The organism is Actinokineospora sp. NBRC 105648, from assembly GCF_030269645.1.
Classification (GTDB): domain Bacteria; phylum Actinomycetota; class Actinomycetes; order Mycobacteriales; family Pseudonocardiaceae; genus Actinokineospora.
Map to the genome: position 1 here is coordinate 1 of NZ_BSTR01000089.1, position 10,131 is coordinate 10,131.

Below are 10,131 nucleotides of genomic sequence, written 5' to 3' on the forward strand. Positions count from 1 at the left end.
TCGGAGATGGCCCTGCACTCCGATGTCACCGCCACCGGGCTGCCGGTGTTCTTCGCCCACCCGCACTCACCCTGGGAACGCGGCAGCAACGAGAACCTCAACCGGATCGTCCGCGAGTACCTGCCCACAGGCGTCGAGATCACCAGCGACCCGCATTACCTGGCCGCCATCGCCGCCGAGATCAACGACCGACCCCGTAAACTCCACCACTGGCGCAAACCCGGCGAGGTATTCACCGAACTCCTCGAACTGGATGCTTCCACCGCCTGAACTCGCCGATCCACACCTGACGCGCTCGAAGCACGCCTTTTCCGCAACGCTCACCACCCCGGCTCTTGACCGACGCAGCTTGCGGTGGTTTGCCGCCTCCCCCTTGCAGGGCGACGGCGGAGGGCCTTCCTCCATCTCTTGCACAGCACCACAGATGGACCACTATTTCGCAGTCACGCCGTGTTCAGGACACACGTAGGCGCTTGCCTTTGGCCTGGTTCTCGGTGATCGTCCGCCGAGGGATGCGATCCGGTCCAGCCGTTCCTGTTCGGCGGCGTCGTCGAGGGCCTTGATGTTGAGGTCGAGCAGGTCGGCGCGGTAGGCGCCGAACACTCGGCGGTTGAGGAAGCCTTCCAGCGTGGTGAGCAGGGTGTCCTCGCGGACCCGGATGGTGGCAGGGTGACCGGCGGGCCGCCACTGTTTCTTGGGTGTGCAGGCGAGGTAGCGGTGTCCTCTCATGTGGTTGCCGAACATGCGTCGTCCGCACTGGGTGCAGTAGACGTAGCTGCGCAGCGGGTAGACGCGTTTGGCTTCGGGGTTCATGCTGACTCCGGCCGCGGTACGGGATCGTTCTCGGCGGCGAGCGACTTCCTGTGCCTGGACGTAGGTCTCCAGGTCGACCAGTGCCTCGTGTACGGGCTCGACTGTCCACCCACTCGGTGACGGGGTTGATCTTGTTGCCGCCGGTTCCCTTGCGGGCGCGCCTGTTCCACACCATGTGGCCGGTGTGCTTCGGGTTGGTGAGCACGTCACGCACGCTGGAACCTGTCCACTGTCCGACCGGCACCCGCTCTCCCACGGGGTGAGGGGCGGGTTGGTGACGAGGTCGAGGTTGAGGCGGTCGGCGATGTCCTGGTAGCCGAGTCCGGTGACCCGCCAGGCGAAGATCCTTTCGACCGCGGGGCCTTCCACCTCGTGAGGCACGAGCCGGGACTTCTTGGCGCCCTTGGCTCGCTTGGCGGGAATCGGGTGTGGGATGAGATTGGCGCGGTAGCCTTAGGGCGCCCTGCCGATGTTGTAGCCCTGCTCGGTGTGGGGCTCGAACCCGTCCCAGGACTTCTCCAGCATCTCGGTGACATACCACTCGGCCACACCTTGCTTGACCCGTCGGGTGAGCACCTGGGTGGCGGTCTTGGTCCGGCGGCCGTCCTTCGGCAGGTGCACACCTTCGTCGACCGCGATCAGCATGATGCCGAGCTGTTCCAGCTTGTGCTTGACCTCGGTGCCGATGTAGGTCCGGCGCGCGACTCGCGAGATGTCCTCGACGATGACCACATCGAACCGGCGGCCGACTCGCCGAGCCTCCTTCATCAACTCTTCGAGGCCACCGTCGCGCGGGATAGGGATCTGGAAGATCTCGTGTGCCCGCCCCCGGCTCCGTGCGTCGAGGTCGGTTCGACCGGACTCGATGTCGTAGAAGTGCGCGGTGATCACCGCGTGCTCGGGTAACGCGGCGTCGCAGTTGCGGAGCTGCCGCGGCAGAGACAACGTCGGGTCCTGCTGATCGTAGGTCGACGTCCGCCCCAACCAGGCCACCCTGATCAAGCCGGGTTCCCGCTCGGGCGCCATGGGCCCACCGAACGCCAGCGCGACCCGCTGGCTGGGCCTGCTGACCAAGTCCCTCCGCGCCGCAGCACACGCCACCGACCACTGATCGATCGACAGGGAAACGCCCGGCCGGGCAGCGTCATCCGGCCGGGCGTTCTCATGCCCGGCTTTCTGTCGACGCTCCACCCCGACTCGAACCGACCGCCCGACACTGCCACGCGGGGCCTGGGCAGAAGGCCTGCCTGCGCGGAGGTTGGGAGGAACGGTGCCGAACAGACACGGTGGCAGGCGCGTGGTGGTGACCGGGATCGGCGTGATCGCGCCCGGGGGGATCGGGACCAAGCAGTACTGGGACCTGCTCTGCGCGGGACGCACCGCGACGCGGACGATCTCCCTGTTCGACGCGAGCCCGTTCCGGTCGAGGGTGGCCGCCGAGGCCGACTTCGACGCGGTCGCGTCGGGACTGAGCAGGCGCCAGATCCGGACGTGGGACCGGACCACGCAGTTCGCGGTGGTGGCGGCGCGGGAGGCGCTGGCCGACAGCGGGGTGCTCGGGGAACTCGACCCGTACCGCACCGGCGTGATGGTGGGCACCGCGTGCGGCATGACCCAGAGCCTGGACAGCGAGTACGCGGTCGTCAGCGACGAGGGCAAGAAGTGGCTGGTGGACGAGGCCCACGCCTCCCCTTATCTGTACGACTACTTCGCACCGTCCTCGATGGCCGCCGAGCTGGCCTGGCTGGTAGAGGCACAGGGCCCGGTGGGGGTCGTGTCGACCGGCTGCACCTCGGGCATCGACGTGCTCGGCCACGCCGCCGACCTGATCGCGGAGGGCGCGGCCGACGTGCTGGTCAGCGGCGCCTCCGACGCGGCGATCTCGCCGATCACGGTGGCCTGCTTCGACGCCATCCGCGCCACCACCCCGCGCAACGACGACCCGGGCACGGCGTCCCGCCCGTTCGACCGCACCCGTAACGGGTTCGCGCTCGGTGAGGGAGCGGCGATCTTCGTGCTGGAGGAGTACGGGCACGCGCGGCGGCGCGGCGCGCACGTCTACGCCGAGATCGCGGGCCACGCGACCCGCGCCAACGCGTTCAGCATGACCGGTCTGCGCTCCGACGGCCGGGAGCTGGCGGAGGCGATCACGACCGCGCTGGACCGGGCCAGGGTGCGTCCCGGCGACATCGACTACATCAACGCGCACGGCTCGTCCACCAAGCAGAACGACCTGCACGAGACCATGGCCTACAAGCACAGCCTCGGCGCGCACGCCTACACCACCCCGATCAGCTCGATCAAGTCGATGATCGGGCACTCGCTCGGCGCGATCTGCTCGCTGGAGGTGGCGGCGTCGGTGCTGGCCATCGAGCAATCGGTCATCCCACCCACGGCCAACCTGCACGAGCCGGACCCGGACTGCGACCTGGACTACGTGCCGCTGACCGCCCGGGAGCAGCGTTCCGACGTGGTGCTGAGCGTGGCGAGCGGGTTCGGCGGCTTCCAGAGCGCGATCGTGCTGACCGCGCCGGACCGGGCCGCCGCGTGACCGCGCCCGTGGTCACCGGCCTGGGTGTGCTCTCGCCCAACGGTTCCGGTGTGGACGACTTCTGGGCGGCGACGCTGGCCGGGCACAGCGGCGTCGCCCCGCTGACCCGGTTCGACGCGAGCGGCTACCCGTCGGGCATCGGCGGTGAGGTCAAGGACTTCGACGCGGCGGAGCTGCTGCCCGGCAGGCTGCTGCCGCAGACCGACCACATGACACGCCTCGCCCTGGTCACCGCCGAGCAGTGCCTGGCCGACGCGGACCTGGACCCGCGCGAACTGCCGGACTTCGCCGTCGGCGTGGTGACGGCGGCGTCGGCGGGCGGCATGGAGTTCGGGCAGCGGGAGCTGGAGGCGTTGTGGGGCAGGGGCGGCGCCTATGTCAGCGCGTACCAGGCGTTCGCGTGGTTCTACCCGGTGAACACCGGGCAGATCTCCATCCGGCACGGCATGCGCGGCGCCAGCTCGGCGATCGTCACCGAGCAGGCGGGCGGCCTGGACGCGGTCGCCAAGGCCCGCAGGCACATCGACCACGGCACCCCGCACATGGTGGCGGGCGGTGTGGACAGCGCGCTGTGCCCGTGGGGCTGGCTGTGCATGTCCCGTTCCGGGCGGGTGTCCACCAGTACCGACCCGAACCGGGCCTACCTGCCGTTCGACGTCGAGGCATCCGGCTACGTCCCCGGCGAGGGCGGCGCGCTGCTGGTCCTGGAGGATCCGAGGGCGGCCGACCGGCGCGGCGCGCCCAAGCGCTACGGCTCGGTCCTGGGTTACGCGTCCACATTCGACCCCCGCCCCGGTTCCGGTCGCGAACCCGGTCTGCGCCGGGCCGTCGAACTGGCCCTGGACCAAGCGGAACTCGCGCCCGGCGACGTCGACGTCGTGTTCGCCGACGCCAGCGGGGTGCCCGAGCTGGACCGGCAGGAGGCGCTGGCGCTGGCGGCCGTGTTCGGCACGCGCGGGGTGCCGGTGACCGCGCCGAAGACCATGACGGGACGGCTGCTCGCGGGCGGCGCCTCCCTCGACCTGGCCGCCGCTCTGCTGGCCCTGCGCGACCAGGTCGTGCCGCCGACGGTGAACATCACCCACCCCGCGCACGGCGAACTCATCGACCTGGTCACCGACCAGCCCCGCGAGCTCCCGCTCACGCACGCGCTCGTGCTGGCCCGCGGCCTCGGCGGCTTCAACTCCGCGATGGTCCTGTGCCAGGGCGAGGACTGACCCCCGCTACGACGACAAGGGAGAGACCATGTCCGGTTTCGGCATCAAGGAACTCGTGGACGTGCTGCGGGCCAGCGCGGGCGAGGAGGAGGACGTCAACCTGGAGGGCGACATCCTGGACGTCGACTTCGAGTCGCTCGGCTACGACTCGCTGGCGCTGTCCAACACGGTCCGCTGGATCGAGCGGGACCTCGGCATCGCCCTGCCCGACGAGGCGATCGACGTCGGCAGCACCCCGCGCGGCCTGCTCGACGAGGTGACCCGCGCGGTCGCCCGGGTCGCCTGACCCCACATCACCGGCACAGGGAAAGGCAAGGGCTGAGCACATGTGCGGCATCGTCGGGTGGGTCGACTACGACCGTGACCTGTCCACCGCTCCCTCCGTTCCCGCCGTCGCGCGGTCGATGACGGACACCCTGGCCTGTCGGGGTCCCGACGACGAAGGGGTCGTCGTGGCCCGGCGGTGCGTGCTGGGGCACCGCAGGCTGTCCATCATCGACCGCGCGGGCAGTGTGCAGCCAATGACATTTACCGCCGACGGCGGGACGGTTGCGACGCTGAGCTTTTGCGGCGAGGTGTACAACTTCGCCGAGCTGCGCGCGCAGCTGGAAGAGGCGGGCCATGTGTTCCGCACGCGCGGCGACACCGAGGTCGTGCTACACGCCTACCTGCGGTGGGGCGAGTCCATGGTGGACCGGTTGAACGGCATGTACGCGTTCGCGGTGTGGGACGCGCGGACCGAGGAGCTGCTGCTCGTGCGTGACCGCATGGGCGTGAAACCGCTCTACTACTGGCTTTCCGAGCACGGCATCGTGTTCGGGTCGGAGCCCAAGGCGCTGTTCGCGCATCCGTCGGTGCCGCGCCGGGTGGCGGCCGACGGGCTTTGTGAGGCGTTGGACATGGTGAAGACGCCGGGGCACGCGGTGTTCGAAGGTCTGCGCGAGGTGCGTCCCGGAGAGCTGCTGCGGGTGCGCCGCGAAGGCACCCGGGCACGCGCGTACTGGCGTCTGGAGGCGCGTGAGCACACCGACGACCTGCCCACAACGATCGGCGCGGTGCGCGGCCTGCTGGAGGACATCGTGTCCCGCCAGCTCATCGCGGACGTGCCGCTGTGTTCCCTGCTGTCCGGCGGGCTGGACTCGTCGGCGGTGACAGCGCTGGCGGCCCGCGCCATGGCGGCCAGGGGCAAGGGGCCGGTGCGCTCGTTCTCGGTCGACTTCGCCCAGGCCGGGTTCGCGCCCGACGCGGTGCGGGCGTCCCCGGACGCGCCTTTCGCCAGGGAACTGGCCGCGCACGTCGGCGCCAGGCACAGCGAGGTCCTGCTGGACAGCGCCGAACTGGCAGACCCGGCCGTGCGCGCGGCCGTGCTGCGGGCCACGGACCTGCCGCCCGCGTTCTGGGGCGACATGTGGCCGTCGCTGTACCTGCTGTTCCGCGCGATCCGGCAGCACTCGACCGTGGCCCTGTCCGGCGAGTCGGCGGACGAGCTGTTCGGCGGGTACCTGTGGTTCCGCAACCCGAACGCCGTCGGCGCCGACACGTTCCCCTGGCTCACCTCCGGTTCGGCCCGCTACTTCGGCGGCCTCGGCCTGCTCGACCGCGGCCTGCTGGAGAAGCTGGACGTCCCCGGCTACCGGGCCGCCCGCTATCGGGAAGCGCTCGCGGAAGTGCCCGTGTTGCCAGGGGAGGACGGCCGGGAACGACGGATGCGGGAGATCACGTACCTCAACCTGACACGGTTCGTGCAGACCCTGCTGGACCGCAAGGACCGGATGAGCATGGCCGTGGGCTTGGAGGTGCGCGTGCCGTTCTGCGACCACCGGCTGGTTGACTACGTGTTCAACGTGCCGTGGTCGATGAAGGCGTTCGACGGCCGGGAGAAAAGCCTGCTCCGCGCCGCCACGGCGGACCTGCTGCCCGACTCGATCGTGCGGCGGGTCAAGACACCGTATCCGACCACTCAGGACCCTGGCTACGCCAAGGCGCTGCGGGTGCAGCTGGCGGGGGTGCTGTCCGATCCGGACGCCCCGGTGCGCCCGTTCCTGGATGTGGACCGGGCGCGGCGGGCCGTGGACCGTCCGGCGGGCGAGGTGAGCCGCCCGTACGACCGCGGTGGCATCGAGATGGCGCTGTGGCTGGACGCGTGGCTGCGGGCCTACGATGTGACCCTGGATCTCTGACACCGAGCACAGGGCCCGCCCCGGAACCGGGGCGGGCCCTGTGCTCGGTGTCAGTTCTTGGTCGCGGCGAACTCGCGCAACGAGGCGGCGACGTAGTCGATCATCTCGGCGGTCAGGCCGGGGTAGACGCCGACCCAGAAGGTGCGCTCCAGGATGATGTCGCTGTTGGCGAGGTCGCCGACGACGCGGTACTCGCGGTCCAGGTAGCCGGGGTGGCGGGTGAGGTTGCCCGCGAACAGCAGCCGGGTGCCGATGCCCCGGTCACCGAGGAACCGCAGCAGCTCGTACCGCTCGAACGAGGCGTCCTCGGTGAGCGTGATGGCGAAACCGAACCAGCTCGGGTCGCTGCCGGGGGTGGCCGACGGCAGCAGGTAGCCCTTGGTGCCTTCCAGGCCCGCGCGCAGCCGCTGCCAGTTGCGGCGACGGGCCGCGCCGAACTCCGGGAGCCTGGCCAGCTGGGTGAGCCCCAGGGCGGCCTGGATGTCGGTGGCCTTCAGGTTGTAGCCGACGTGCGAGAACGTGTACTTGTGGTCGTAGCGCTCCGGAAGGTCGCCCAACCGGTAGAGAAAGCGTTTGCGGCAGGTGTCGTCCTCACCGGGCTCGCACCAGCAGTCCCGGCCCCAGTCCCGCATGGACTCGACGATCCGCGCGAGCACCAGGTTGTCGGTGAGCACGCAGCCGCCCTCGCCGGTGGTGATGTGGTGCGCCGGGTAGAAGCTGGTGGTGGCCAGGTCGCCGAACGTGCCGGTCAGCTTGCCCCGGTGCAGCGAGCCCACGGCGTCGCAGTTGTCCTCGATGAGGAACAGCCCGTGCTCCTCGGCCAGCTTCGCGACCTCGTCCACCTCGTAGGGGTTGCCCAGCGCGTGCGCCAGCATGATCGCCTTGGTGCGCGGCCCGACCGCCGCCGCGACCCGCTCGGCGGTGGCGTTGTAGGTGCCCAGCTCGACGTCCACGAACACCGGCGTCATGCCGTTCTGGTAGATCGGGTTCACCGTGGTGGGGAAGCCGGCGGCGACCGTGATCACCTCGTCCCCCGGCCGCAGCCGGTGGTCCCCGAGCTGCGGCGAGGTCAACGCGGACAACGCGAGCAGGTTCGCCGACGACCCCGAGTTCGTCATGTGCGCCTTGCGCAACCCCAGTGCCTTGGCGAACCGCCGCTCGAACAGCCGCGAGCTGACCCCCGCCGCGATCCGCATGTCCAGGGCCGCTTCGACCAGCGCGACCCGGTCCTCGGCGGTGAGGACCGCGCCGGACGGCAGGATCGGGGTGGCGCCGGGAACGAACCGCGCCTCGCCCGCCGCCTCCAGGTGATATTTCTCCACCGCTTCCAGAATGAGCCGCTTGGCCTCGGCGACCATCATCCACCTCCAGGTCAGGATGCCCCCACCCTCGCCGACCCGCTTCGACAACCGGTCAAGCCGCGGTGGAAACCGGCCTCCACGCAGCCTCCAACGGCGTATCAGCACGGCCTGCCATGGTTCGGGACACCATCCCGCGAACCGGAGGACATCCATGCGTTGGGACAACCTGTTCGTGTCCGGCGTTGCCGCCTGGGTCCCACCCCTGACCTCGGGCGCGGACGCCGTCGCCGCCTGCCTGCTGGACGCCGACCGGTACACACTCCGCGGCATCCGCTCGGTCGCGGTCGCCTCCGACAGCGAGGACGACGCACCACCGCGCATGGCGGTCCGCGCCGCCCGGGAGGCCCTGCGGCGGGGCGGCACGGACCCCGCCGACGTGGCACTGCTGCTGCACGCCACACTGTGGTTCCAGGGCGTCGACATGTGGCCGGAAGCCAGCTTCATCGCCAACGAAACCGTCGGCCGCCAGGTACCCGCGTACAGCATCGCCCAACGCTGCAACGGCGGCATGGGCTCGGTGGAACTGGCCGCCACCTACCTGACGGCGGGTTTGGGCACCGGCACCGCCGCCCTGATCACCACAGCCGACCGCTTCGCAGGCCCGCGTGTGGACCGCTGGAACTCCGTCGACGTGACAATGTACGGTGACGGGGCCAGCGCCCTGGTGCTGTCCACACAGGACGGTTTCGCCCGGGTGCTGGCAACCGCCACAGCGGCCGACAACTCCCTGGAAATCCTGGCCAGGGGCGCGGAACCACTACGCCCCCACCCACCCGAGCCGACCCCGATCGACCTCGGCCAACGCACCCGCGACGGCGCACGGATCGCGGCGTTCGATGACCTGACGCACCGGTACATCGATCTGTTGGTGTCGGCCAAGAACCAGGCACTGGCAGACTCGAAAACCGCGGTGGAGAACATCGCCTGGGCAGTCATCCCGGTCTCCCGGCGCGGCAGCGGCCATGAACTGCACGACCTGCTTGAGGTACCCGACGAACGAACCTCGTGGGGCTACGGCCGCACCACAGGTCACCTCGGCGCGGGCGACCAATTCGCCGGTTTGGCCCAGTTGATCGAAACCGGCGCCGTATCCCGCGGCGACCGCGTACTGCTTTACGGCGGCGGCGCCGGTTACACCTGCACAGCGGCGGTAGTGGAGATCCAGGGCCCGCTCGGAGCTTGAGTCCCCCTCGCCGAGCCTCGGACCGGACCGCCCCGCGACGGTTCGAAGCCGTGTTATCCACAACCCCGCCGATTCATCCATAGGCGGGAGGTTGGGCCTTCCGGCGCTGTGACCTGGCCCGATAGGCTCACGCGCGAGCCAGCCCCCCGGGTGGGAGGGGTGTGTTTCGCGGGCGGCGGTGTGGATCTTCAAAACGGTTCTGGTGAGGCTGGCACGGCAGGAATAGCCGCGTCAGGTAGCGCTACTTGAGGCAGCGCGGCCTTGCGACGCGCAGCGAGCAAGCCCCGGACACGGCACCGAACCACGACGACACGCAACGCGCCTCACCCAACCTGCTCGATGGGGTTGAGCTGCTGGGAGGATGTCGGACAGTGAGTTTGTTTGGTCAGGCTGCCTGGTTTTGGTTGATCCAGTCGGATTCGACTTCGTTGGGCGTGCGGTAGCCCAGTGCCGAGTGGAGTCGGATCTGATTGTAGCGTAGTTCGATGTAGCGGGTGATGTCGCGGCGAGCGTCTTCTCTGGTGGGATATCGCACGCGGTGGACGCGTTCGTTTTTCAGGGTTCCGTTGAACGATTCGGCCCAGGCGTTGTCGTAGCAGACGCCGGTGCGCCCGACGGAGCGGCGGAAACCCAGGCTCGTGGCCACCGCGGCGAAGTCCGCGGACAGGTATTGCCTGGGTTCAACCGGTCGTTGCAACACCGGGTTGTTGGAGCGAGCGTAGCTGTTGGTTGAAGACCTCGGCTGGGGTCTTCCAGTCGAGGCTCTTTCGGGGTCGGTTGTTGAGTGCGAGAGCGACGGCTTCGAGGTCCTCGGCGGACCAGCGGG

Annotated in this window: 10 protein-coding genes and 2 pseudogenes; 6 read left to right on the top strand and 6 right to left on the bottom strand. The window is 69.7% G+C overall.

Features of this window, described 5'->3' with window-relative positions:
- Positions 1 to 270, top strand: a 270-nt coding sequence (locus QSK30_RS36180) for a transposase (protein WP_502871939.1), incomplete at its 5' end; no start/stop codon positions are given.
- A 162-nt stretch (positions 271 to 432) separates the two neighbouring features.
- Here the strand turns inward: QSK30_RS36180 and QSK30_RS36185 are convergent.
- The 3 genes and pseudogenes from QSK30_RS36185 to QSK30_RS36190 form a co-directional block, all read right to left on the bottom strand.
- Positions 433 to 813, bottom strand: a complete 381-nt coding sequence (locus QSK30_RS36185) for a hypothetical protein (RefSeq protein ID WP_285509930.1) — start codon at positions 811 to 813, stop codon at positions 433 to 435.
- A gap of 154 nt (positions 814 to 967) precedes the next feature.
- Positions 968 to 1,354, bottom strand: a pseudogene (locus QSK30_RS37080) (recombinase family protein); the annotation flags it as partial.
- Complete coding sequence (locus tag QSK30_RS36190; RefSeq protein ID WP_285509931.1) at positions 1,267 to 1,839, bottom strand: recombinase family protein; 573 nt, start codon at positions 1,837 to 1,839, stop codon at positions 1,267 to 1,269. The gene QSK30_RS36190 and the pseudogene QSK30_RS37080, both read right to left, overlap by 88 nt.
- Before the next feature lie 244 nt (positions 1,840 to 2,083).
- On the opposite strand from QSK30_RS36190, the gene QSK30_RS36195 reads away from it, so the two are divergent.
- From QSK30_RS36195 to asnB, 4 genes are read left to right on the top strand one after another with little or no spacing between them, the layout of a single operon-like run.
- On the top strand, positions 2,084 to 3,364 hold the full coding sequence (locus QSK30_RS36195) for a beta-ketoacyl-[acyl-carrier-protein] synthase family protein (protein ID WP_285509932.1): 1,281 nt from the start codon (positions 2,084 to 2,086) through the stop codon (positions 3,362 to 3,364).
- The gene (locus tag QSK30_RS36200; protein WP_285509933.1) at positions 3,361 to 4,581 is read left to right on the top strand and encodes a ketosynthase chain-length factor; all 1,221 of its coding nucleotides are present in this window, start codon (positions 3,361 to 3,363) and stop codon (positions 4,579 to 4,581) included. The genes QSK30_RS36195 and QSK30_RS36200 overlap by 4 nt, the downstream gene beginning before the upstream one ends.
- 28 nt (positions 4,582 to 4,609) lie before the next feature.
- A complete protein-coding gene (locus tag QSK30_RS36205; RefSeq protein ID WP_285509934.1) occupies positions 4,610 to 4,867 on the top strand; it encodes an acyl carrier protein in 258 nt (85 codons plus the stop codon).
- A gap of 40 nt (positions 4,868 to 4,907) precedes the next feature.
- A complete protein-coding gene (asnB, locus tag QSK30_RS36210) occupies positions 4,908 to 6,761 on the top strand; it encodes an asparagine synthase (glutamine-hydrolyzing) (RefSeq protein ID WP_285509935.1) in 1,854 nt (617 codons plus the stop codon).
- A gap of 50 nt (positions 6,762 to 6,811) precedes the next feature.
- Here asnB and rfbH read toward each other — a convergent pair whose 3' ends face one another.
- Entirely contained in the window at positions 6,812 to 8,122 is a 1,311-nt protein-coding gene (rfbH, locus tag QSK30_RS36215) for a lipopolysaccharide biosynthesis protein RfbH (RefSeq protein WP_502871940.1), read from the bottom strand.
- Between rfbH and QSK30_RS36220 the strand changes: the two genes are divergently transcribed.
- Positions 8,103 to 9,305, top strand: coding sequence for a ketoacyl-ACP synthase III family protein (locus QSK30_RS36220; protein ID WP_285509936.1), 1,203 nt, complete (start codon positions 8,103 to 8,105; stop codon positions 9,303 to 9,305). The genes rfbH and QSK30_RS36220 overlap by 20 nt on opposite strands.
- A 385-nt stretch (positions 9,306 to 9,690) precedes the next feature.
- Here QSK30_RS36220 and QSK30_RS36225 read toward each other — a convergent pair whose 3' ends face one another.
- Positions 9,691 to 10,005 carry an integrase core domain-containing protein gene (locus QSK30_RS36225; RefSeq protein WP_502871941.1) on the bottom strand — a complete coding sequence of 105 codons (315 nt, stop codon included), beginning with the start codon at positions 10,003 to 10,005 and terminating at the stop codon, positions 9,691 to 9,693.
- Positions 9,986 to 10,131, bottom strand: a pseudogene (locus tag QSK30_RS37255) (IS30 family transposase); the annotation flags it as partial. The pseudogene QSK30_RS37255 and the gene QSK30_RS36225, both read right to left, overlap by 20 nt.